General features: G+C 69.4%; 21 protein-coding genes. 17 read left to right on the forward strand and 4 right to left on the reverse strand.

Translation table 11 applies throughout. The features are described from left to right. The first annotated feature begins 59 nt into the window (after nt 1-59). The gene (locus tag DEJ19_RS04590; RefSeq protein WP_372495908.1) at nt 60-1,124 is read left to right on the forward strand and encodes a 4-hydroxy-3-methylbut-2-enyl diphosphate reductase; all 1,065 of its coding nucleotides are present in this window, start codon (nt 60-62) and stop codon (nt 1,122-1,124) included. After that, a complete protein-coding gene (locus DEJ19_RS04595; protein WP_111103191.1) occupies nt 1,121-1,867 on the forward strand; it encodes a DUF6264 family protein in 747 nt (248 codons plus the stop codon). Before DEJ19_RS04590 ends, DEJ19_RS04595 begins: the two co-directional genes overlap by 4 nt. Before the next feature lie 420 nt (nt 1,868-2,287). Here DEJ19_RS04595 and DEJ19_RS04600 read toward each other — a convergent pair whose 3' ends face one another. Continuing rightward, the gene (locus DEJ19_RS04600; protein ID WP_111233356.1) at nt 2,288-3,547 is read right to left on the reverse strand and encodes a M18 family aminopeptidase; all 1,260 of its coding nucleotides are present in this window, start codon (nt 3,545-3,547) and stop codon (nt 2,288-2,290) included. Nucleotides 3,548-3,652: 105 nt separating this feature from the next. After that, complete coding sequence (fbaA, locus tag DEJ19_RS04605; protein WP_017886723.1) at nt 3,653-4,681, reverse strand: class II fructose-bisphosphate aldolase; 1,029 nt, start codon at nt 4,679-4,681, stop codon at nt 3,653-3,655. A gap of 159 nt (nt 4,682-4,840) precedes the next feature. On the opposite strand from fbaA, the gene glpX reads away from it, so the two are divergent. The 9 genes from glpX (at nt 4,841) to DEJ19_RS04650 (ending at nt 12,326) form a co-directional block, all read left to right on the forward strand. Beyond that, nucleotides 4,841-5,830 carry a class II fructose-bisphosphatase gene (gene glpX / locus DEJ19_RS04610; RefSeq protein WP_017886722.1) on the forward strand — a complete coding sequence of 330 codons (990 nt, stop codon included), beginning with the start codon at nt 4,841-4,843 and terminating at the stop codon, nt 5,828-5,830. A gap of 83 nt (nt 5,831-5,913) precedes the next feature. Next, nucleotides 5,914-6,810: a hypothetical protein gene (locus DEJ19_RS04615; RefSeq protein WP_111038843.1), complete on the forward strand. Its 897-nt coding sequence runs from the start codon at nt 5,914-5,916 to the stop codon at nt 6,808-6,810. Between the two features lie 107 nt (nt 6,811-6,917). After that, a complete protein-coding gene (locus tag DEJ19_RS04620; RefSeq protein WP_349775276.1) occupies nt 6,918-8,402 on the forward strand; it encodes a GH-E family nuclease in 1,485 nt (494 codons plus the stop codon). Nucleotides 8,403-8,411: 9 nt separating this feature from the next. Next, complete coding sequence (locus tag DEJ19_RS04625; protein WP_111094718.1) at nt 8,412-9,182, forward strand: ankyrin repeat domain-containing protein; 771 nt, start codon at nt 8,412-8,414, stop codon at nt 9,180-9,182. Beyond that, complete coding sequence (locus tag DEJ19_RS04630; RefSeq protein WP_111094719.1) at nt 9,179-9,724, forward strand: suppressor of fused domain protein; 546 nt, start codon at nt 9,179-9,181, stop codon at nt 9,722-9,724. The genes DEJ19_RS04625 and DEJ19_RS04630 overlap by 4 nt, the downstream gene beginning before the upstream one ends. Nucleotides 9,725-9,754: 30 nt before the next feature. Further along, entirely contained in the window at nt 9,755-10,255 is a 501-nt protein-coding gene (locus DEJ19_RS04635; RefSeq protein WP_181441541.1) for an SMI1/KNR4 family protein, read from the forward strand. A 3-nt stretch (nt 10,256-10,258) separates the two neighbouring features. Next, a complete protein-coding gene (locus tag DEJ19_RS04640) occupies nt 10,259-10,810 on the forward strand; it encodes an RNA 2'-phosphotransferase (protein ID WP_111094721.1) in 552 nt (183 codons plus the stop codon). A 194-nt stretch (nt 10,811-11,004) separates the two neighbouring features. After that, nucleotides 11,005-11,571 (forward strand): PoNe immunity protein domain-containing protein, encoded by a 567-nt coding sequence (locus DEJ19_RS04645; RefSeq protein WP_220037325.1) that lies wholly within the window; start codon nt 11,005-11,007, stop codon nt 11,569-11,571. Between the two features lie 272 nt (nt 11,572-11,843). Further along, nucleotides 11,844-12,326, forward strand: a complete 483-nt coding sequence (locus DEJ19_RS04650) for a hypothetical protein (protein ID WP_146250665.1) — start codon at nt 11,844-11,846, stop codon at nt 12,324-12,326. 30 nt (nt 12,327-12,356) lie between these two features. Here the strand turns inward: DEJ19_RS04650 and DEJ19_RS04655 are convergent, their stop codons facing one another. Together DEJ19_RS04655 and DEJ19_RS04660 are read right to left on the reverse strand one after the other, a co-directional pair. Beyond that, entirely contained in the window at nt 12,357-13,457 is a 1,101-nt protein-coding gene (locus DEJ19_RS04655; RefSeq protein ID WP_111233352.1) for a DUF1266 domain-containing protein, read from the reverse strand. A gap of 23 nt (nt 13,458-13,480) precedes the next feature. Further along, a complete protein-coding gene (locus DEJ19_RS04660; RefSeq protein WP_111233351.1) occupies nt 13,481-14,743 on the reverse strand; it encodes a DNA recombination protein RmuC in 1,263 nt (420 codons plus the stop codon). Nucleotides 14,744-14,933: 190 nt separating this feature from the next. On the opposite strand from DEJ19_RS04660, the gene iolC reads away from it, so the two are divergent. From iolC to DEJ19_RS04690, 6 genes are read left to right on the forward strand one after another with little or no spacing between them, the layout of a single operon-like run. Continuing rightward, nucleotides 14,934-15,974: a 5-dehydro-2-deoxygluconokinase gene (gene iolC / locus DEJ19_RS04665; RefSeq protein ID WP_110864409.1), complete on the forward strand. Its 1,041-nt coding sequence runs from the start codon at nt 14,934-14,936 to the stop codon at nt 15,972-15,974. After that, nucleotides 15,967-16,956 carry a class I fructose-bisphosphate aldolase gene (locus DEJ19_RS04670; RefSeq protein ID WP_035807563.1) on the forward strand — a complete coding sequence of 330 codons (990 nt, stop codon included), beginning with the start codon at nt 15,967-15,969 and terminating at the stop codon, nt 16,954-16,956. The genes iolC and DEJ19_RS04670 overlap by 8 nt, the downstream gene beginning before the upstream one ends. Further along, on the forward strand, nt 16,953-18,464 hold the full coding sequence (locus tag DEJ19_RS04675; protein ID WP_110864410.1) for a CoA-acylating methylmalonate-semialdehyde dehydrogenase: 1,512 nt from the start codon (nt 16,953-16,955) through the stop codon (nt 18,462-18,464). Before DEJ19_RS04670 ends, DEJ19_RS04675 begins: the two co-directional genes overlap by 4 nt. 8 nt (nt 18,465-18,472) lie before the next feature. Continuing rightward, complete coding sequence (iolB, locus tag DEJ19_RS04680) at nt 18,473-19,396, forward strand: 5-deoxy-glucuronate isomerase (protein WP_110864411.1); 924 nt, start codon at nt 18,473-18,475, stop codon at nt 19,394-19,396. Between the two features lie 17 nt (nt 19,397-19,413). Next, on the forward strand, nt 19,414-21,303 hold the full coding sequence (iolD, locus tag DEJ19_RS04685) for a 3D-(3,5/4)-trihydroxycyclohexane-1,2-dione acylhydrolase (decyclizing) (protein ID WP_111233368.1): 1,890 nt from the start codon (nt 19,414-19,416) through the stop codon (nt 21,301-21,303). A gap of 33 nt (nt 21,304-21,336) precedes the next feature. After that, nucleotides 21,337-22,290: a sugar phosphate isomerase/epimerase family protein gene (locus DEJ19_RS04690; protein ID WP_042539399.1), complete on the forward strand. Its 954-nt coding sequence runs from the start codon at nt 21,337-21,339 to the stop codon at nt 22,288-22,290. Nucleotides 22,291-22,306 lie beyond the last annotated feature (16 nt).

Raw genomic sequence — 22,306 nt, forward strand, 5'->3', positions numbered from 1 at the left:
CTCCACAGGCACTCCGCGCGCCCAGGTCGCGTGCGTGCCGCTCACCTATCATCGGGGACGTGACGATCACCAACGGCCACACGGTCCCGCTCGCCCCGCCGCGTGTGCACGCGGCACGGGGTCGACTGCGTGACGAACCGGTCGCCGGCCCCAAGAAGGTGCTGCTCGCGGCCCCCCGTGGTTACTGCGCCGGGGTGGACCGTGCGGTCGTCGCTGTCGAGAAGGCGTTGGAGCAGTACGGCGAGCCCGTCTACGTCCGCAAGCAGATCGTCCACAACGTGCACGTGGTCTCGACGCTCGAGCAGCGCGGTGCCGTCTTCGTCGACGACGTGGCCGAGGTCCCCCGGGGTTCGCACGTCGTCTTCAGCGCGCACGGGGTGTCGCCGGCCGTCGTCGCGGGTGCCGCCGAGCGCGACCTGCACGCCATCGACGCCACCTGCCCCCTCGTCACCAAGGTCCACCGCGAAGCCACCCGGTTCGCCAAGGCCGAGCGCACCATCATCCTGATCGGGCACGCCGGCCACGAAGAGGTCGAGGGCACGATGGGGCACGCCCCGGACCGCACGATCCTGGTGAACGGCCCGGACGACGTCGCCGCCCTGTCGGTCCAAGACCCGGACAACCTCGTCTGGCTGTCGCAGACCACGCTCAGCGTCGACGAGACGATGGAGACCGTGCGGCTGCTGCGCGAGAAGTTCCCGGCGATCCAGGACCCCCCGTCGGACGACATCTGCTACGCCACCCAGAACCGCCAGGTCGCGATCAAGAAGGTCGCGCCCGGTGCCGACCTGGTGATCGTGGTCGGCTCCGCGAACTCGTCGAACAGCGTCCGACTGGTCGAGGTCGCGCTCGAGCACGGTGCGCGGGCCGCCCACCGTGTCGACTACGCGGAAGAGATCCAGCAGGAGTGGCTCGACGGTGTCGAGACGGTCGGCGTGACGAGCGGTGCGTCCGTTCCGGAAGAACTCGTGGCCGAGGTGCTCGAACAGCTCGCCGACGCCGGCTACGCCGCCGTCGAAGAGGTCGTCACCGCACACGAGGACCTGATGTTCTCGCTCCCCAAGGAGCTCCGCACCGACGCCTCGGGCAACCCGACGCGCGCGCTCGGCGGGCGTCGGGCATGAGCGGCTCGGACGGCTGGTCCTCGGTCCCGCGTCGCGACCCGGCGAACCACGGCGACGCCGGCGCTGGTACCGGCCAGGAGGCCCGGGGTGCGTCCGCGACGTCGGCCGCCGGTCCCGCGAACGGTCGGCCCCAGGGCCGTCCCGCCCCCGGGTACGGCGAGTACGCACCAGAGGGTTGGGTGAACCCGGTCCTCGTCGAGCAGGAACGCCAGGAGCGGGAGCGTCAGGCACGGGAGCGGCAGGACCAGGCCCCCGCCACCAGCGTGCGCGACGCTGCTCCGAGCGACGGCGTCCGCGGCGACCGCGCCGGTGCGGACGCTCGCTCCGGTGCAGTCCCTGCCGGGGCGCAGCGGTCGATGGCCCGCAGCCGGTTCGGTCGCACACCGGCGGACTTCGTGCTCACCGTCGGGCTGCTCGCCTTCGGACTGGTCTCCGTGGTGCAGTCCCTGTCCGTGGGCGAGGTCGCCTCCACCGTGCGGCGCACCCTCGAGACCCAGTACACGGCGCTGAACGACCCGAGCGCCCTGAGCACGGCGGCCGCCATCGCCGCGATCACCAACGTGGTCGTCTTCGCCCTGGTCGCCTGGTGGTCCATCCGTCGGCTCCGCGCACGGAAGCGGACGTTCTGGGTGCCGCTGGTCGGCGCGGTCGTCGCCACGGCGATCAGCACGATCGCGTTCGTCGTCGTGGTCATGCAGGACCAGGCCTTCGTCGACTTCATGCTGCGACAGTCCGGCGCCTGACCGCCTGACCGCCTGACCGTCGGGCTGCTCGCGGCGCCGGTCTCCGCGCGTCGTCGGGCTGCTCGCGGCGCCGAGTGGTCGCAACACGCCGCGGCCCCGCCGTCGAGTGGTCACGAAGTGTCGTCTGGCGCCGGCGCAATCGACAGTTCGTGACCCCTCGGCCCTGCGCGTGCGGGGAGTCGCGACCTCTCGGCAGCCCCTCCCTCGGCCAGCCGCGGTGCCGGTGTGCCTCCGGCGAGCTTCGTCAGCCTCGCGGGCGCGCGCAGCGCCCACCGCCGAGTGGTCGCAACACGCCGCGGGCCCGCCGTCGAGTGGTCGCGAAGTGTCGTCTGGCACCGGCGCGACCGACACTTCGTGACCCATCGACCCTGCGCGTGCGGGGAGTCGTGACCACCCCAGCCCGCCGACGCCAGCCGGAGGTCAGCCGGCCAGGAACGCCGCGACCGCTCCGTGCAGGGCAGCCAGGTCGTCGACGTGCACGAGCTCCCGGATCGAGTGCATCGAGAGCAGCCCGACGCCGATGTCGATCGTCGGGATTCCGAGCCGGGTCGCCGCGATCGGGCCGATGGTCGAGCCGCCGGGGATCGTGTTGACGTTGACGAACGGCTGCCACGGCACACCGGCGGTCTCGCAGGCGGCGGACCAGACGGCCTCGCCCTTCGCCTCGGTCATGTAGCGCTGGTTCGCGCTGATCTTCAGCAGCGGGCCGGCTCCGGGGCGCGGACGGTTCGTCGGGTCGTGCTTCTCCGGTTGGTTCGGGTGCACCAGGTGCCCGGCGTCGCTCGACAGCAGCCACGACGCACGGAATGCGCGGGCCGCTTCGGAGCGGGTGGCGCCGAGTCCCTCCTGCACACGGCCGAGGACGTCCTCGAGGAACGGACCCCCGGCACCGGACGGCGTCGACGACCCGATCTCCTCGTGGTCGAACGCCGCGAACACCGGGATGTGGTCACCGTCGGTGGGAGCGTCGACGATGCCCCGGAGTCCGGCGTGCACGCTCGTCAGGTTGTCCATCCGGCCGGACGCCAGGAACTCCCGCTCGATGCCGATCCGGGCCGGCGCCTGGGTGTCGGCGAGGAACAGGTCCCACGACACGGCGCCCTCGCCGAGCCGGGCGAGCAGCCACTCCACGACGGAGGTCCCACCTGCGTCGCCGTCGACCCCGACGATCGGCAGGGTGTGCCGCTGGCGGTCGATCTCCTTGCCGTCGTTCACCCCGCGGTCGAGGTGGATGGCCAGGTTGGGGATGCGGGCGACGGCATCGGTGCTGACGAGCCGCAGGCTGCCGTCGGCGTCGACGACCCGGCCGGCGATCCGCAGGTCGCGGTCGAACCAGGTCGACAGGAGCGCGCCGCCGTAGACCTCGACGTTGAGCTGCTCCCAGCCCCCGGTGCGCACGCCGGGGTTCGGCTTCACGCGGAAGCCGGGGGAGTCGGTGTGGGCGCCGAGGATCCGGAACGGCGTCGTCGGGACGGCACCGTCGGGCAGGCGCCACGCGATGACGGCGCCGTCGCGGACCACCACGTACGCACCGGGTTCGGTCGGCCAGGCGTCGAGCTCGGACAGCTCGGTGAACCCGGCTGCGACGAGACGGTCACGGGTCGCCGCCGCCGCGTGGAACGCGGTGGGCGACTCGGTGACGAACTGGGCGAACTCGGAGGCGATGGCGTCGACGGTCACCCGCCCATCGTGGCACGGGGTGGAGGCGACCCGACGCAGAACGGGGTGCGTCCGTCGGACGCACCCCGTTCCTCCAGGCCGGTGGACCCGACCGGACGGACCTGCTCAGCCCTTGGCGTGACCGGCCGAGCCGAGGACCTTCGCGGCCTCGACGACGCGAGCCGCCATGGCGGTTTCGGCGACCTTGCCCCAGGCGCGGGGGTCGTACTGCTTCTTGTTGCCGACCTCGCCGTCGATCTTCAGGACACCCTCGTAGTTGCGGAACATCGAGTCCGCGATCGAGCGGGTGAACGCGTACTGCGTGTCCGTGTCGATGTTCATCTTGATGACGCCGTTGCGGACGGCCTCGTGGATCTCGTCGTCGGTCGAGCCGGAGCCGCCGTGGAAGACGAGGTCGAGGGGGTTCTCGCCGGTGCCGTGCTTCGCCGCGACGGACGCCTGGATCTCGCCGAGGAGCTCGGGACGGAGCTTGACGTTGCCCGGCTTGTAGACGCCGTGCACGTTGCCGAAGGTGAGCGCCGCGATCCAGCGGCCCTTGTCGCCGAGGCCGAGCGCGTCGACGACCTTCTCGACGTCGTTCGGGGTCGTGTAGAGCGCGTCGTTCGTGCCCTCGTGCTGGACGCCGTCCTCTTCGCCGCCGACGACGCCGATCTCGACCTCGAGGATCGCGTTGATGTTCCGCGTCTTCTCGATCATGGTCTTCGCGATCTCGATGTTCTCGTCGAGCGGCACGGCCGAACCGTCCCACATGTGCGACTGGAAGATCGGGTTGCGACCCTGCCGGACCTCTTCCTCGCTCGCCGCGATGAGCGGCAGGACGAAGCCGTCGAGGGCGTCCTTCGGGCAGTGGTCGGTGTGCAGGGCGACCGTGATGTCGTAGTTCTTGGCGACCTCGTGGGCGAACTTCGCCATCGCGAGGGCACCCGCTGCGCGGTTCTTGATGGTGTGGCCGGCGAAGTAGTCGGCACCGCCCGTCGTGACCTGGAGGATGCCGTCGGAACCGGCCTCCTGCAGGCCCTGGAGGACCGCGTTGATGGTCTGCGAGGAGGAGACGTTGACCGCGGGGTACGCGAACTTGCCCGCCTTCGCGCGTTCGATCATCTCGGCGTACTGTTCCGGCGTTGCGATGGGCACGTGGATCTCCTTCGACTTCAGTGATGTCCCCGCCGATCGTAGTCAGAAGCTCTGGAGGCGCGGTCCGGGTTACGCGGTCGGCTCACGTCCGGCGTGCACATGCGTGCACGGGCCCGGTGTCCGGACCGTCGGTCGGCCGCCGGTCGGTAGGCTCGGGTCGTGACTCCCACGACTGAGACCGGCTCCCTGTTCCTCCAGCCCGACCGCAACCTCGCGCTCGAGCTCGTGCGTGCGACGGAGGCCGCCGCGATCCGTGCGCAGCCGTGGGTCGGGCGTGGTGAGAAGAACCTCGCCGACGGTGCCGCGGTCGACGCGATGCGCAAGTTCCTCGGCACCGTGAACTTCGACGGTGTCGTCGTCATCGGCGAGGGCGAGAAGGACAACGCCCCGATGCTCTACAACGGCGAGCATGTCGGCAACGGTCACGGCCCGGCCTGCGACATCGCCGTCGACCCGATCGACGGCACCTCGCTCACCGCCGCAGGCCGCCAGAACGCCATCTCCGTCATGGCCGTCTCGGACCGTGGCTCGATGTACGACCCCTCTGCTGTCTTCTACATGGACAAGATCGCTGCCGGCCCCGAGGGTCGCGGTGTCCTGGACCTCGAGAAGCCGATCGGTGACAACATCCGCGCGCTGGCGAAGGCCAAGGGCAAGGACCTCGAGGACATGGTCGTCGCCGTGCTCGACCGCCCGCGCCACGACGAGCTGATCCGCGCCATCCGCGCGACCGGTGCCGGCACGCGACTGCTGCTCGACGGTGACGTCGCCGGTGGCATCGCCGCCGCCCTGCCCGGCTCGACGATCGACATGTGCGTCGGTGTCGGCGGCACCCCCGAGGGCATCATCACGGCGTGCGCGATCAAGGCGCTCGGCGGCGTGATCCTCGGCAAGCTCCAGCCGAAGGACGACGAGGAGCGCGAGCGCGCCATCGCCGCCGGCCACGACCTGGACAAGGTCCTCGACCAGGACGACCTGGTCACGGGTGACAACACGTTCTTCGTCGCCACCGGCGTCACCGACGGCGTCCTGGTCGACGGTGTCCGCCGTTCGCGCGGCGTCATCCACACCGACTCGCTCGTGCTCCGCTCGCGCTCGAACACGATCCGCCGCATCCAGGCGGACCACCGTGCGGAGAAGTGGTTCTAGGCCGGACGATCGTCCGCCGCTTCGGGGCGTCGCCGGTCTTCCGGCGGCGCCCCGTTGTACGAGCCCTTGCGTAGGCTCGACGCATGACTGCGACAACGGCACGGATCGTCGGACTGGACACCGCGGGCATCCGCACGCTGCACGCGGAGGCGGACGGCACGGCCGACCGGCTGCCGCACGTCGTGCCGGTGGCGCCCGACCTCGGCGTGATCCTGGCGGACGAGGACGGCGCGATCCTCACCGCGCCGGCGCTCGCCGAGATGGGCTGGGCGGACGACGACGTCCTGCGTGCAGCCGTCGCCGCCGCGCAGGAGCAGGCCGGAGGCGACGTGGCGGTGATCCAGCCCGGCACGATCGTCATCCAGGACCCCGACCTCGCCGTGGTGCTCGTGCTCGCACCGCAGGCGTTCCAGGGGATCGAGTTCCGCGGCAGCGCAGTGGTCTTCCCGGTTGCGCCGACGACGTTCATCGTCACCGGCGACCAGGACGAGGACGGGCTCCAGGTCGCGGCCGGTGTCGCCCAGCAGATCCTGGCCGACGACGAGGGCGAGGTCCTGAGTGGACCGCCCATGGTGCTGCGCGGTGACGGGTGGGTCCGGTTCGAGCACCCGTCGCTCGACGGCGAGCTCCGGACGATCCGCGCGCTCTGGACGGCGACCGCCGCGAACCTGCAGCAGGACGCCCTGCAGGAGTCGTTCGACCGGCGGGGCGAGGACGTCCACGTCGGTGCGGTCTCGGTCGCCCGGCTGGCCGAGGACGACCCGGCCTTCTCGTACTCGTCGTGGACGGAGGACGTCGAGACCGTCGTCGCCGCGGTCGACACGATCGTGCTCGTGACCCTCGACGGGCAGACGCAGCCCGTGCCGTTCGGTCGGCTGCGGGAGCTGGCCTCCGGGTTGATCGAGGAACTCGAGGTCCGCCCGACGCGCTACCGGCTCCGCGGTTTCCCGGATCTCGAGTCGGTCCGCGCGGCCCTCTGACGGGTCGACCCCGGTCGGTGGCACTCGTCCCCGTCGCTGCCCCCTGATATGGTCACACTCGCGCGCTTGTGGACAACGGCGCGAGAGATCGGACCTGGGGAGGAATGATGGGGCGACCGTCGGGGTGGGACGTTGTCGATCAGGGTGATGATCCGGTCAAGGGTGATCCGTCGACGTTGCGGATGATGGCGCGGGAGTACCAGCGCATCTCCGACGCGGCCGACGACGCCTCGACGCGGCTGCAGTCGGTGAAGGGCTCCGGGTGGCTGACCGACTGGGAGGGTGAAGCCGCTGATGTGTTCGTCGACGCGATCGAGGACACCCCGTCGGACCTGACCAAGCTCGTCGATTCGTACGAACTCGCCGCGACGGCGTTGTCGGGGTGGGCTGACACGGTCGATGACACCCAGTACCGGGCCGATGGTGCGTTGGCGGATGCGAAGGACGCCACCGGGGACCTCGCCGCGGCGCAGGACCGGTTGGCGGATGCGCAGTCGACGTTGTCGCACTACGAGTCGGCGTCGAAGGACCTGTCGAAGGTCGCGGACAAGTACCCGGCAGGTTCCGACGTGCCGGACGGGGTGGATGTTCCCTCGCCGGCACAGTTGCGGGCAGCGTCCGACAACGCGTCCGTCGCGCAGGGTTCCGTGTCGTCGGCGCAGGGGGACGTCTCGGCGGCGCAGTCGCGGATCGATGCGGCGAAGCGGCTCGTGGCGGATGCGAAGGGTGATTGGCAGGACGCGGAGCAGCGGACCGCGACGAAGATCGGTGACGCTGCGGACGCGGGCCTCGGGAAGCAGTCCACGTGGGACAAGATCTTCGGGTCCGAGGCGTGGGAGACCATCGTGTCGGTGGCGAAGGTCGTCGTCGCGGTGGGTGGGATCATCGCGATGATCATCCCGGGGCCGTGGACGTTGGTCATCGCGGCGATCGCGCTCGTGGTGTTGGCGGACACGTTGTACAAGATGAGCAAGGGCGAAGCCGACGGGTGGGACCTCGCGTTCTCCCTGCTCGACTGCGTCCCGTTGGCCAGCGGTCTGGGACGAACCGCGGCGATCGCGCGGGTAGCTGGCAAGCTCGCAAGCGCTCCGAAGGTGGTCGCCGCCTCGACGAAGGCTGTCGAGACAGGCACGAAGATCAGGAGAACGCTGCGGGACGTCTCCCCAGAACTAGCCGCGCGTGTGCGCGCCAACCCGGCCGTCCGGAGCAGAGTTCAGCTGCGGAAAGACACCAAGTTGGCGATCATCCGGGACGCAGAGCGGACCCCCGACGGTGACATCCTTTCCGGTACCGGTACCGGTACCGGTACCGTCATCCCGATCAAACGGACGCCGGAGGGGCACCCTGTGCTGCATGATCCGAAGACGGGTCGTCCGTCTGACACCGGCATGACTGTGCCGGAGGCCGGAGCGGTGCATTACGGGCACCGCCCTGGCCACGAGTGGAGCGAGACCCGCATTCATGCCACGGAGAACGGGTGGAGTCGACGGCGCGTCATCGAACACGAGAACGATCCGAAGAAGTTCCGACTCGAGGATCCTGACGAGAACATGTCACATGCGCACGAGGCCGGACGCGGAAGCGCTGGATAGAATCAACCGATGAGCACTGCAACCGACAGTTCTGCTTTCTGGGACGCGATCACGGCCGACGATCCGAGGGCGATCGCGAGGACAGCAGCTGAAGGTTTCGAAGCGTCGGCAGCGTCACGAGTGAACCCGGATGCCATCACGCCGCTCCACTTCGCCGCTCAGAACGGTGCGGTGCAAGCGATGCGAGCGCTCTTGGACCTCGGGGTGGAGGTAGACGCGCGGGATCGATGGGGGTCGACGGCTCTGCAACTCGCAGTAGCCAACTCGGGTGACGGCGGAATCGATCCGGTGACCCTCTTGCTCGCTGCCGGAGCCGATCCCTGCTCCGTCAACGACCTTGGCGCGACCCCGCTGAGCTACGCTCGAATCCTTGCGGACGCGCCCGCCGGTCTCATCACCGCGCTGCACCGAGATCGGGCGGTCGATGAGGACGAGGGGGATGGATCAGTCGTGTTTGAGGCCGCTGCGCGCGGGTCACTCGCCGATATTCAAGCGGCGGTTCGAGCCGATCCGGCCGTGCTTAACTCGACGGTAGATGGGGAGACCCCGCTTCGTCTCCTCGTCCAACGTGCTCTTCCTGTGCGACCAAATCGACCCAACCCGCACCCGCTCGCTGTGGGCGACGCGGTGTCGGGTGCAAATGCGATGTTGAGTGCCGGAGCCAAAGCCCGCAAGGTTGGTGCAGACGGCTTCACCGCTCAAGGGTTCGCGCGAGCATTCCTGGCGCCGAAGCCCCTGATCAAGACCCTTGACGCAGCGGCCAAGAAGGAGCGTGCATGACCCTGCCACGTGTTGTGCAAGACGTAGGATGGATTGCCTCGTTCCTCGGAGCCGACGTCGGTGCTGCGCAGCAGGTCGGCGAGGTCGATGGGATCGACCTTCTGGCGATCTCCGGCCCCAAGGAACCGTTCGTCGTGGTGATGTCCGCGGGATTGGCTGAGCGTCCGATCGCAAGCATGTTTCCCCAAGAACTCCTCGTGACAGTGCAAGCTGACCACTGGGAAGGCGCGCTCATTCTGCTGCAGACCGCGTTGGAAGTCGCCCTTGAACGCGGGCGCGGGTTCAGCTACGGCGATCTGGTCGGAAACAGCGAACCGCTTCTCATCGGAACGCGCATCTCGGGCTTGATCGCCGATGTCAACCCGTGGCTCCCGGCAGAGTCAGCGACGCGTCGTGATGGCCGTGAAGTGCAGACCACGTTCGTCTCGATGCTCCCGCTGACTGACGAAGAGCTCGAGACGCTCACGCGCACACCAGAGACTGAGCGCGATTCGGAGCTCGGGAAACTCGATGATCGGGATCTCTTGAACCTCAAGCGCTGATGAACTTCGGGAAGCCGGAGCGGCCGAGGTTTGGACAGTGCGCTGAGGTACGAACTGGTCGAAAGCGAAGCCAGCCGGGTCTCACGACCTCCCGAAGCTCACCGGAGGGCCACAGTGAGGGAACGTCGACTAACAACCGTTGAGGAACGGCAAGTCGAGGTGCTCTTGATTGCGCCCGAGGGATTTCAGTACCCCGAGCGCTTCCAACGTGCCCTTGCACAAGACCCGCTTCCCGACATCGATCCCTTCATGTGGACGTCTGAGGACGAGAACCAAACAAAAAACTGGGTTGACATCGTTGGGGAGCAGTATCCGGCCCGTTCCCTCGTTCCCTTCGCAAAGCAGCAGGACACAGACGATGTGTTCTGCTTTGACGGTGGCGACCATTCGGGCAACCCTCCCGTGCTGATCATCCACACGTTCGCTTCACCCGGGACGGAGTACCGGGGTCAGTGGACATCCTTCGACGTCTGGTGGGAGGAGATGGAGGAGCATCGGGCAGCGTGGCTCACGGAGCAGGAAGAGGACTGAGACATGCCTCGTACGGACACGTCGATCAGCAAGGCGATGTCGCACGCGTTGCGGCACGAACCGGGTGCGTACGGACTGGAGCTCGACGCTGACGGGAGCGTCCCGCTCGCAGACCTCGTGGACGCCTTGCAGCGGGCGGGCGTGGCAGCGTCCGAGGACGATGTTCACCGTGTGGTGGTCGAATCCGACAAGCAGCGCTTCGCCGTCGAAGGCACCCGGATCCGTGCCCAGTGCGGGCACTCGATCGACGAGCGCATCGTGAAGCAATCGATCGTTCCGCAGCCGGTGCTCTGGCACGCAACTTCCCCCGCTGCGGCTGAGTCGATCCTGCGCGACGGGCTCTTGCCGATGGGGCGCCAGTACGCGCATCTGACGACCGATAGCGAGCTGGCTCTGCAGGCTGGGCGGCGCAAGTCCACCGCTCCCGTCCTGTTGCGAATCGATGCAGCTCGCGCCCACCTGGAGGGCGTGGAGTTCTCGGAGGGGCACGACCGGGTGACCCTGGCCTTGTTCGTTCCCGCTCAGTACATCTCGGCGGAAACCTCCCGATCCTGATGCCGCTGTTCCGACGGAATGCTGGGCTGCGCCAGCGGGCGAGCGAGTTCAACGGTCGCTACTGGCGGAGTGCCATCCAAGTCACCTCAACCAACTGGGAGGGGCGCAGGGCAGCGGTGCACCGAGCAACGGATCCGGAGAAGCGACTGAGGGCGTTGCGCGGCGAATGGCACATGGGCCTCAAGCATTTGGTCGTGCAGTACTCCGCAGGTGTCAGCGTCGATGAGATCGGCGATGTAGCCGAGTCCGTCGCGGCCTCGTACCGTGCTTGGGTCACTTGCGCGCTCTCCGATGCCGGTCCTTCGCCCCGCCTCAGCGACGGGAACGAGTACTACATCAGCATCTTGCAACTTCTCGGGATCACGACGGGCTGTGGTCGGGACGACAGCGCGCGGACGATACTCGAGTCCGTGATCAGGCAGGGCGCGGATCCGTTGTTCTCGGCTCTTGCTTCTGCACACCGGCTGGCCCTCCCCAGCGGATCCCCTGCGGCTTCGACGCCCAGGGTTGCGCGGCCTCTGCTGGAGGTTCTTCAACGGCCCGAAGAAGCGGACCGCACGATCCAGACCTATCTGACGGACTGGCCAACGCGTATGAAGTCGATGAGCTGGATGGGGTCCCTGGAACGGGTCAGACCCGGTGACTCGTACGGTCAAGGTTTCATCGGGTACTGGGCGATGGAACTGCCTGCGGTGGCCAGTGCCATCGATGCGCACCTCGACGACGTTCTGTCGCCCTTCCTCCCAGCGGATCTCTTGTGAAGTTCGACAGATCTTTGGTCGGGCAGCCCAGGTGAGGCAACGATAGGAACGAGTGTCGACGGGGCAATCGCGTGCACTCCTCCCAGCGAGACTCTCGGTGAAGGCGGTCAACTGGCGGTCGAGCAGTGCCCTGTCGCTGCGAAGGCTCCTGGTCGCGACACGAACGAAGGTGGTTCAAGGTGATCGACGTCGAAGTGCTCCGCACAGCGCTCGATCCGTCCTCGATGGACGTTCCGAAGCAGGTCCGGAACGCCTTCGAGAAGGCGGCTCGGGTGAAGTCGCTCGTCACGGTTCCGGGCGGGGCTGCGCTGATCTGGGGATCGGTGTTGATCGCGGTCTACGTGGACGCTCCCCGTGTGAGCACGGCGGCACGCGCGCTGCGCGTCCCTGACGAGGGTGTGTCCCACACCCAATGGACGAGGCAGCGTGGTGCCGACGCGGCGGTGGCATTCGCAGCCGCTCGCGACTCCGACCCACCATCGGTTGCGGCACGGACTGCCGGATGGACGGTGAGAGAGCCGTTGATGCAAGGGAAGGCGCTTCGGCACCACATCGACCGGTCCGCCGAGGAATGGGAGATGGACGAGTTCATGCCGGTTTCGGGGCACCTCGCCGCCTTCGCATCGGACATGGTGATCCTGGGGACCATGTGGCTGTTCGGCGGGTCTGACGCGTGGCCGATCGGGCGGATCGCAGCGGAGTGGGACCGCAACGCCGAGGCCGTGCGCGCGCTCCCCGGGTACTCCGACGCATGAGCAGTCGCCCCGAGGGTGATCCTGTCGTGGTCAGGAGACCGACGCGTCGTCCTCGTCCGCCCACAGCGGGTCGCTGACGGTCCGGGGCAGCAGCGCCCCCGGCGACGCCGGCCACGGCAGCCGCGTGACCGGCCAGTTCGAGGCGAAGAGCTCACGCCGCCCGGCATCGAACTCCTGCACCGTCTTGAGCTCGTCGTAGACCAGGGCGTACGCGGCCCGCAGGCTGTCGAAGTAGTCGTCCCACGAGTCGAACAGGGTGAAGGCGACATCGGAGACCAGGTCGATCGACGACCACGCGTCGTCCTCGCTCAGGAGCCCGGCGGCGTACGCACCTCGGACGGCGGTGACCGCGTTCTTGACGTCCATCGACCAGAGCAGCTTCGGCGGTCGGTCCGCTCGGCGTTCGAGCAGGCTCGAGCCTGCCCACGGGTCGGTGCCGAGCAGTGAGGACAGCCGGGTGAGCCTGGTCTCACCCTCGGCGGATCGGCTCAACGCGAGGAACTGCCACGACACGCTCTTCGGACCGAGCAGGTCGACGGCGAAGGCCTGTGCGTCCCGCCCGCTGGCGATCTTGTAGGTCCCGTCGAGTTCGCGGCGCAGGAACGTCAGCGGGGGCAGGGGGATGGTCACGAAGGGCGACGGCGTGGTGTCCTGCAGGTACTCGCCGCCGAGCTCCACCCGCGAACCGTACGGGGCGAGCGACGCCGGCCACCATCCGTCGTGGAAGTCGCCGAACGAGGCGAGGGCCAGCTGCTGCAGTCGGCGGCCGGGCAGCTCGCGGGCACCGGTGCGCTCCCGGTACCGCCGCTGTTCCCGCACCGGCAGCCCGATGTCACGGAGCGAGGTGATGAAGGTCAGCACGAACCACACGACGACGGCGATCAGGAAGCAGCGCCACACCGCCTGGATGCCGTACCCGAAGTGCGCCCGGACGTCGTACGGACCGGCTGTGGCGGCGACGAGGGCGACGAAGAATGCCACGATCGCGATCGCCATGGTGATCCACGCTGCGGCGCGGTCCCGTCGTCGCCCGGTCTGCTTCCGCGCCTTGGCGACCATCGCCCGGTGCCGCCAGCGTGGACGGACCGGGAACTCGCGGTCGCCGGGATGGTTCTGCAGTGCTTCCCCCATGACGATCGATCGTAGCGAGCGGCTCAGTCCTCGTCGACGGCGCCGACGAGCTCCGGCGCCGTGAGCAGCCGCGGCTCGTCCTCGATCGACGACGGGTCGGCGATGACCTTCGACTCGTCGAGCAGCGACAGCCGACGGGCGCTCGGCAGCACCTGGCGCTCGAGGGACCCGACGAACCGGTTGTAGTCGACGACGGAGCCCCGGATCGAGCGGCCGAGCTTGTCGACGTGCCCGGCCATCGTGGACAGCCGGCCGTAGAGCTCGCGGGAGACCTTGAAGAGCTCGTGGGCCTCTTGCGAGACGACGTCCTGCTGCCACGAGAACGCCACGGTCTTGAGCACGGACCACAGGGTCACGGGTGAAGCGAGCGCGATGCGCTTGCGGAAGGCGTGGTCGAGCAGGCCGGGATCGGCGGCGAGGGCGCTCGAGATGAGGGACTCGGACGGGATGAAGGCGACGGTGAGCTCGGGGGAGGCGTCGTAGCCGGTCCAGTACTCCCGTGCGGCGAGGGCGTCGACGTGCGCTCGGAGCGCCTTGACGTGCTGGGCGATGAGCTGGTCGCGTCGGGCTGCCTCGGCACCGGTGGCGGTCGCCGGGATCTCGGCGGCCTGCAGGTAGGCGCTGAACGGCACCTTGGCGTCGACGGCGATGGTCTTGCCGCCGGGCAGGTGCACGACCATGTCCGGGCGGGCGGAGCCGACGGCGGTGGTGACGGAGGACTGCACGTCGAAGTCGACGCGTTCGAGCAGCCCGGCGGCCTCGACCACGTTGCGCAGCTGCGTCTCGCCCCAGACGCCGCGCGTGCTGTTCGACGACAGGGCGCTGGCCAGGGTGTCGGCAGTGGCGCGCAGGCGCTCTTCGGACTCGGCGGCCGACCGGAGCTGCGCCGACAGCGCGCCGTACTGCTCGCTCCGCGACTGCTCGAGCTCGGCGATCTTCGTGCGCATCACGTCGAGCGTCTGCGCCACGGGGCTGAGCGCGGAGAGCACCTTGGACTCGTTCTGGTTCCGTGCCGCGTCGACGCCGTGCATGCGCTGCACCAGGTGCTCGAGCTCGGCGGAGCGCCGGTCGAGCGAGTCGACCTGGCGGCGGTACTGCGTGTCCTGGGCGTCGAGGCGTTCCTCGGCGTCGCGCCGCACTGCCTCGAGCTGGCCGCGGAGTGCCTCGGCCGTCGCGCGGGACGACGCGGCGTCGACGCCCGCGCGCGAGCGGGCGAGCGACCAGGCGACGACCGCACCGGCGGCGATGCCGATCACGAGACCGATGACCAGGGCGAGGATCTGCATGTCGCGACCCTGGCAGAACCCACCGACACCGCGCCTCCCGGCACTCCGGCGCGCCCCGCAGAACGAGCGTGACCAGCGCCACGGGACCAACGTGACGGACCACGGAATCCATGTCATGACATTAGGGCAAACAGGGTGTACAGTCGTGATCGTCCGCCGATGAAGCCGCACGGAAGGTCCACCGCGTCGCATGACGAACCAAGCTCCCCACGCCTACGACGTGATCACGATGGGACGCGTCAGCGTCGACATCTACCCGCAGCAGACCGGCCCGCTCGAGGACGTCTCGACCTTCTCGAAGTCCGTCGGCGGCAGCGCCACGAACGTCGCCATCGCCGCTGCTCGACACGGCGCGGACGCCGCGGTCATCACCCGGACGGGCAACGACCCCTTCGGCCGGTACATCGCCCGCACGCTGCCCGAGTACGGGGTCGCGAACGCCTTCGTCGAGACGGTGGAGGGGCTGAACACCCCCGTCGCCTTCTGCGAGATCTTCCCGCCGGACGACTTCCCGCTCTACTTCTACCGGGCCCCGAAGGCGCCCGACCTGATGATCACGGCGAAGTCCCTGCCGCTGCACGAGATCGAGCGCGCGAAGATCTTCTGGACCACGGTGACCGGGCTCAGCGAGGAGCCGAGCCGACAGGCGCACCACGTGGCGTACGAAGCCCGGTCCGCCGCGCAGAACAGCACGAAGACCCACACCGTCTTGGACCTGGACTACCGGTCGATGTTCTGGTCGAGCCCCGAGGCCGCGACGCGCGAGGTCGCGATCGCCCTCGAGCACGCCACCGTCGCCGTCGGCAACCGCGAGGAGTGCGAGGTCGCGGTGGGGGAGACCGACCCGGTCCGCGCCGCCGACGCGCTGCTCGACCGCGGTGTCGAGATCGCGATCGTCAAGCAGGGGCCGAAGGGCGTGCTGGCGAAGACCCGCGACGAGTTCGTCGAGTTCCGTCCGCACCACATCGACGTCGTGAACGGGCTCGGCTCGGGCGACGGCTTCGGCGGCGCGCTGACGCACGGGCTGCTGCAGGGCTGGAGCCTCGAGCGGATCCTGGCGTTCTGCAACGCCGCCGGCGCGATCGTCGCGACGCGGTTCGAGTGCTCGACGGCGATGCCGACGAGCGACGAGATCGAGCAGTTCCTGACCGACAACCCGGCCGAGGGCACGACGCACACGGGTGCGACGCACACGGGTGAGACGCACACCGAGGAGAAGACCCATGCCTGAGCTCAGCCCCGCTGACTTCCAGCGCCTCCGCGACATCCGTGCCGGCCAGCCGGACCTGGTGCGTGCCACGCTCGACGCCCGCCGCAAGCGCTCCCTGCTCGCCGACGACGGCAAGCTCTTCATCGTCGCCGCCGACCACCCCGCACGCGGTGCGCTGGCGGTGCGCGACGACGAGTCCGCGATGGCGGACCGCTACGACCTGCTCGAGCGGCTCGTCACGGCCCTCGGCCGGCCGGGGGTCGACGGCGTGCTCGGCACCCCCGACATCCTCGAGGACCTCGCGCTGCTCGGCGCCCTCGACGGCAAGGTCGTCGTCGGGTCGATGAACCGCGGTGGACTCCGCGGCGCGACGTTCGAGATGGACGACCGGTACACGGCGTACTCGGCGCAGGCCATCAAGGACTCCGGGCTCGACTTCGCCAAGCTGCTGGTGCGCATCGCCCTGGAGGACTCGGGCACCGCGCCGACGCTCGAGGCCACAGCCCGCGCCGTCAGCGAGGCCGCGGCGCTCCAGCTGCCGATCATGCTCGAGCCGTTCATGTCCGAGTGGCGGGACGGCCGGGTCGTCAACGACCTGTCGGCCGACGCCGTGATCACCTCGATGGCGATCGCTGCGGGACTCGGCGAATCCAGCGCCTACAGCTGGCTCAAGATCCCCGTCGTCGACGACATGGAGCGCGTGATGGCCGCGACGACGCTGCCGACGCTGCTGCTCGGCGGCGACCCGGCTTCGCGCCCGCTGGAGACGTACGCCAAGTGGGCTGACGCCCTGGCCCTGCCCGGCGTCCGCGGCCTGGTCGTCGGACGCACCCTGCTCTACCCCTCGGACGGCGACGTCGCCGCCGCCGTGGACGTGGCCGCCGGTCTCGTCCACAGCCAGGAGGCCCGGGGCGGGTTCTCCACAGATGCCCACGACCCAGCCGCTCGGCTCGCGGGCGCCACCACCATGGACTCGTCCATCTCGGAAGGAAGCAACGCATGACGCTCACCGACACGACCACCACCACCGTCGGGCACTGGATCGACGGCAAGCGCGTCGAATCCGCGTCGGGCAACACCGCCCCCGTGTACGACCCGGCGCTCGGCGTCGCAACCAAGCAGGTCGCGCTGGCCGACGAGTCCGAGATCCAGGCGGCCATCGGCAGCGCCAAGGCGGCGTTCCCCGGCTGGAGCAACCTCTCCCTGGCCAAGCGCCAGGCGATCCTGTTCTCGTTCCGCGAGATCCTGAACCGCGACAAGGCCGAGCTGGCCGAGATCATCACGAGCGAGCACGGCAAGGTCATCGACGACGCCATGGGCGAGATCGCCCGTGGGCAAGAGGTCGTGGAGCTCGCCACCAACATCCCGAGCCTGATGAAGGGCGAGTTCTCCGACCAGGTCTCGACCGGCATCGACGTCTACTCGATCCGCCAGCCGCTCGGCGTCGTGGGCATCATCAGCCCCTTCAACTTCCCGGCGATGGTGCCGCTCTGGTTCCTGCCGATCGCGATCGCCGCGGGTAACACCGTCGTGCTGAAGCCGAGCGAGAAGGACCCGTCGGCCGCCATCTGGCTCGCCGAGAAGTTCAAGGAGGCCGGGCTGCCCGACGGCGTCTTCAACGTGCTCAACGGCGACAAGCTGTCCGTCGACGGCCTGCTCACCAGCGACGACGTCGAGTCGATCTCGTTCGTCGGCTCCACGCCCATCGCGCAGTACGTCTACGAGACCGGTACCAAGCACGGCAAGCGCGTGCAGGCCCTCGGTGGCGCGAAGAACCACATGCTCGTCCTGCCGGACGCCGACCTCGACCTGGTCGCCGACAACGCGATCAACGCCGGCTTCGGTTCTGCCGGTGAACGCTGCATGGCGATCTCGGTCGTCGTCGCCGTCGAGCCGGTGGCCGACGAGCTCATCCAGAAGATCAAGGACCGCGCGGCGACCCTGCGCATCGGCGACGGTCGTCGCGGGTGCGACATGGGCCCGCTCGTCACGAAGCAGCACCGTGACAAGGTCGCCTCGTACATCGAGGTCGCAGAGCAGGACGGTGCGGTGGTTGTGGTGGACGGCCGCACCGTCCGACCCGACGGCGACGAGAACGGCTTCTGGCTGGGCCCGACGCTGATCGACCAGGTGCCCACCACCAGCCGCGTCTACACCGAGGAGATCTTCGGTCCGGTGCTGAGCGTCGTGCGGGTCGCCACCTACGAAGAGGGCCTCGAGCTCATCAACTCCGGCGCGTACGGCAACGGCACCGCCATCTTCACGAACGACGGTGGCGCCGCCCGACGGTTCCAGCGCGACGTGCAGGTCGGCATGATCGGCATCAACGTCCCGATCCCGGTGCCCGTCGCCTACTACTCGTTCGGTGGCTGGAAGAACTCGCTGTTCGGTGACCACAAGGCGTACGGGGCCGACGGCGTGAGCTTCTTCACCCGCCAGAAGGCGATCACGAGCCGCTGGCTCGACCCGTCGCACGGCGGCATCAACCTCGGCTTCCCGTCGAACAACTGACCCGCGGCATGGCGAACGAACAGCACCAGCACGACCAGTGGTTCATCCCGGCGGGCTCCCGGCCCGAGGCGGGCTGGACCGACGTGGTCGACGGTCGCATCGAGGGGTGGGCGCACACCGGACTCCGGACCGGCGCGCTGACCGACGGGGGCGAGCTGCGCCTCCCGGCCGACGCCGTGGAGCGCATCGTCGTGCCGCTCGCGGGGTCGTTCCACGTGACCCACTCGAGCGCTGCCGGCGACGGCGAGCAGACCCTGCAGGGGCGGGGGAGCGTCTTCGACGGCCCCACCGACGTCCTGTACCTGGGATCGGGCTCCACGGCCACCATCACCGGCAGCGGCCGGTTCGCCGTCGCGGAAGCCCCCACCGACACCGTCAAGCCGACCACCTACGTGGCCCGGCCGGACGTGCCCGTGGAACTCCGCGGCGCCGGGCAGTCGAGCCGCCAGGTGCACAACTTCGGCACCCCGGCCGCGCTCGACGCTGTCAAGTTCATCGTGTGCGAAGTGATCACGCCGGCCGGCAACTGGTCGTCGTACCCGCCCCACAAGCACGACACGAACGTGCCCGGTTCTGAGTCGAACCTCGAGGAGATCTACTACTACGAGGCGGCGGTGTCCCGTGGGCTCGAGTCGATCGCGCCCGAGGCCGCCGACCCGTTCGCCCTGCACCGCACGTACGCCTCGGACGACCGCGCCATCGACGAGTTCCGGCAGGTCCGGACCGGCGACGTCGCCCTGGTGCCGTACGGCTGGCACGGTCCGGCGGTCGCCGCTCCGGGCTACGACATGTACTACCTGAACGTGATGGCCGGGCCCGACCCGGAGCGCGTCTGGAACATCACCGACGACCCCGCCCACGGGTGGGTCCGGCAGGCGTGGGCATCGGAATCGATCGACCCACGACTGCCCTACGAAAGGAAGCAGGCGTGACCACCACCACGCGGAAGATGACGGTCGGCCAGGCACTCGTCGAGTTCCTGGCCAACCAGTGGACCGTCGACGGCGACGTCCGCGAACGCACCATCCCGGGGATCTTCGGCATCTTCGGGCACGGCAACGTCGCCGGGGTCGGTCAGGCCATCAAGCAGCTCCACGTCGAGCAGCCCGGGTTGCTGCCGTACCACCAGGCCCGCAACGAGCAGGCGATGGTGCACGAGGCCGTCGGCTTCGCCCGCATGCACCGCCGCCGTGCGACCTACGCATCCACCGCGTCGGTCGGCCCAGGTGCCGCCAACATGCTGACCGCCGCGGCGCTCGCCACCACGAACCGGCTGCCGGCACTGCTGCTGCCGTCGGACACCTTCGCCACGCGCACCACCGACCCGGTGCTCCAGCAGATCGAGCTGCCGCACGACACGTCGTTGCAGGTCACCGACGCCTTCCGTCCGCTCTCGCGCTACTTCGACCGGGTGGAGCGTCCGGAGCAGCTGTTCTCGATCGCCCTCGCCGCGATGCGGGTGCTGACCGACCCGGCCGAGACCGGTGCGGTGACGATCGCCCTGCCCGAGGACGTCCAGGCCGAGGAGTTCGACGTGCCCGTCGCGTTCCTGCAGCCGCGCGAGTGGCACATCCGCCGTCCGTTGCCCGAGCGCGGCCCGCTCGAGCGTGCCGTGGCCGCGATCCGTGCCGGCCGGCGTCCGGTCATCGTGGCCGGCGGCGGGGTGCTGTACTCCGACGCCGCCGACGAGCTCCGCGCCTTCGTCGAGGCCACCGGCATCCCGGTCGGCACGTCGCAGGCTGGCGGCGGATCCCTGGTCTGGGACCACCCGCAGTACCTCGGCGGCATCGGCGCGACCGGCACCGCGGCCGCCAACGCGATCGCCGCCCAGGCCGACGTCGTCATCGGGATCGGCACCCGCTACAGCGACTTCACCACGGCGTCGCGGACGGCGTTCCAGAACCCCGACGTCACGTTCGTCAACGTCAACGTGGCCGCGTTCGACGCCTACAAGCACGGTTCGCAGCTGCCGCTGGTCGCGGACGCCCGGGAGGCCCTGGTCGCCCTGACCGAGTCGCTCACCTCGGACACGGCGTACGTCGTCGAGCCCGGCTACGCGTCCGAGGTCGCCTCGCTGAAGGCGGCGTGGGACGCCGCGGTCGACGGCGCGTTCGCGCCGTCCGGCGCGGATCTGCCCGGTCAGCCCGAGATCATCGGCGCCGTGCAGTCGGTCTCTGACCCGCGCGACGTCGTGATCCAGGCGGCGGGATCGCTGCCCGGCGACCTGCACAAGCTCTGGCGGGTGCGCGACGAGCTCGGGTACCACGTCGAGTACGCGTTCTCGTGCATGGGCTACGAGATCGCCGGTGGCATCGGTGTCCGCCGCGGAGCTCCGGACCGCGACGCGATCGTGATGGTCGGTGACGGCAGCTACCTCATGCTGCACACCGAGCTCGTCACCGCCGTGGCCGAGGGCATCAAGATCATCGTCGTGCTCATCCAGAACCACGGGTACGCATCGATCGGGCACCTGTCGGAGACCGTCGGCTCCGAGCGCTTCGGCACGAAGTACCGGTACCTCGACGAGACCGAGTCGTTCGAGAACGGCGAGCCCCTGCCCGTCGACCTCGCCGCCAACGCCCGCTCCTACGGCGTCGACGTCATCGAGGTGCAGCCCGGCCCCGACAGCATCGAGGACCTGAAGGCCGCACTGCGTCAGGCGAAGGCGAACGACCACACCACCCTGGTGCACATCAACTCCGACCCGCTGGTCTACGCCCCCGAGGGCGACGGTTGGTGGGACGTGCCGGTCGCGCAGACCTCCACCCTCCCCAGCACCCAGGCCGCCCGCGCCGAGTACGAGCAGCAGGTCGCCACGCAGCGTCCGCTGCTCGGCTGAACCGTTCACGAGACAGAAAGCGACAGCGACGTCATGACCGACACCGCCACCCCCATCGGCAGCCCCGCCACCGACGCGGCGCCCGCCTCGATCCGCATCGGCACCGCCCCGGACTCGTGGGGCGTCTGGTTCCCGGACGACCCGAAGCAGGTGCCGTGGCAGCGCTTCCTCGACGAGGCGTCCGCCGCCGGGTACGAGTGGATCGAGCTCGGCCCGTACGGGTACCTGCCGACCGACCCGTCGCAGCTGTCCGACGAGCTCGAGTCCCGCGGGCTCAAGCTGTCGGCGGGCACGGTCTTCACCGGGTTCCACAAGGGCGAGGACCAGTTCCAGCGTGCGTGGGACCAGGCCGTCGCGGTCGCCGGTCTGGCAGCGAAGCTCGGCGCCGAGCACCTGGTGACGATCCCCGACCTGTGGCGCTCGGACGCCACCGAAGAGGTGCTCGAGGCGCGCACGCTCACCGACGAGCAGTGGGAGCGTCTCGGCAAGGGCCACGACCAGCTCGGCAAGGCGCTGCTCGAGGAGTACGGCGTCCACCAGCAGTTCCACACCCACGCGGACAGCCACGTGGGCACCTACAAGGAGACCGTGCGGTTCCTCGAGGTCACGAACCCCGAGTACACCAACCTCTGCCTCGACACCGGCCACTTCGCCTACTACGGCGGCGACAACCTCAAGCTCATCGCCGCCCACCCGGAGCGCATCGGCTACCTGCACCTCAAGCAGGTCGACACCGACCTGCTGTTCGACGTGCTCAAGAACGACGTGCCGTTCGCCACCGCCGTGTCGCAGGGCATCATGACCGAGCCGCCGCACGGCACCCCGGAGCTCGCCCCGATCATCGAGGCCGTCGCCGCGATCAACCCGGACATCTTCGGCATCGTCGAGCAGGACATGTACGGCTGCTCCGTCGACGCCCCCGGCCCGATCGCCGAGCGCACCTTCCAGCACATCTTCGGCTCGACCTCGGCCGCCCGCGCCTCCTGACGCGCCGTCCACGCAG

Origin of the sequence: Curtobacterium sp. MCSS17_016 (assembly GCF_003234255.2) — a bacterium.
Lineage (GTDB): Bacteria > Actinomycetota > Actinomycetes > Actinomycetales > Microbacteriaceae > Curtobacterium > Curtobacterium flaccumfaciens.

Bases quoted from the DNA above. Each gene is read 5' to 3' on its own strand.
- iolD (WP_111233368.1), top strand. From the start codon at position 19,414: ATGACGGTCGGCCAGGCACTCGTCGAGTTCCTGGCCAACCAGTGGACC.
- iolC (WP_110864409.1), top strand. From the start codon at position 14,934: ATGACGAACCAAGCTCCCCACGCCTACGACGTGATCACGATGGGACGC.
- DEJ19_RS04640 (WP_111094721.1), top strand. From the start codon at position 10,259: ATGCCTCGTACGGACACGTCGATCAGCAAGGCGATGTCGCACGCGTTG.
- DEJ19_RS04630 (WP_111094719.1), top strand. From the start codon at position 9,179: ATGACCCTGCCACGTGTTGTGCAAGACGTAGGATGGATTGCCTCGTTC.
- DEJ19_RS04675 (WP_110864410.1), top strand. From the start codon at position 16,953: ATGACGCTCACCGACACGACCACCACCACCGTCGGGCACTGGATCGAC.
- DEJ19_RS04625 (WP_111094718.1), top strand. From the start codon at position 8,412: ATGAGCACTGCAACCGACAGTTCTGCTTTCTGGGACGCGATCACGGCC.
- DEJ19_RS04620 (WP_349775276.1), top strand. From the start codon at position 6,918: ATGGGGCGACCGTCGGGGTGGGACGTTGTCGATCAGGGTGATGATCCG.
- iolB (WP_110864411.1), top strand. From the start codon at position 18,473: ATGGCGAACGAACAGCACCAGCACGACCAGTGGTTCATCCCGGCGGGC.
- DEJ19_RS04655 (WP_111233352.1), bottom strand. From the start codon at position 13,457: ATGGGGGAAGCACTGCAGAACCATCCCGGCGACCGCGAGTTCCCGGTC.
- DEJ19_RS04615 (WP_111038843.1), top strand. From the start codon at position 5,914: ATGACTGCGACAACGGCACGGATCGTCGGACTGGACACCGCGGGCATC.
- DEJ19_RS04690 (WP_042539399.1), top strand. From the start codon at position 21,337: ATGACCGACACCGCCACCCCCATCGGCAGCCCCGCCACCGACGCGGCG.
- DEJ19_RS04660 (WP_111233351.1), bottom strand. From the start codon at position 14,743: ATGCAGATCCTCGCCCTGGTCATCGGTCTCGTGATCGGCATCGCCGCC.
- DEJ19_RS04595 (WP_111103191.1), top strand. From the start codon at position 1,121: ATGAGCGGCTCGGACGGCTGGTCCTCGGTCCCGCGTCGCGACCCGGCG.
- DEJ19_RS04670 (WP_035807563.1), top strand. From the start codon at position 15,967: ATGCCTGAGCTCAGCCCCGCTGACTTCCAGCGCCTCCGCGACATCCGT.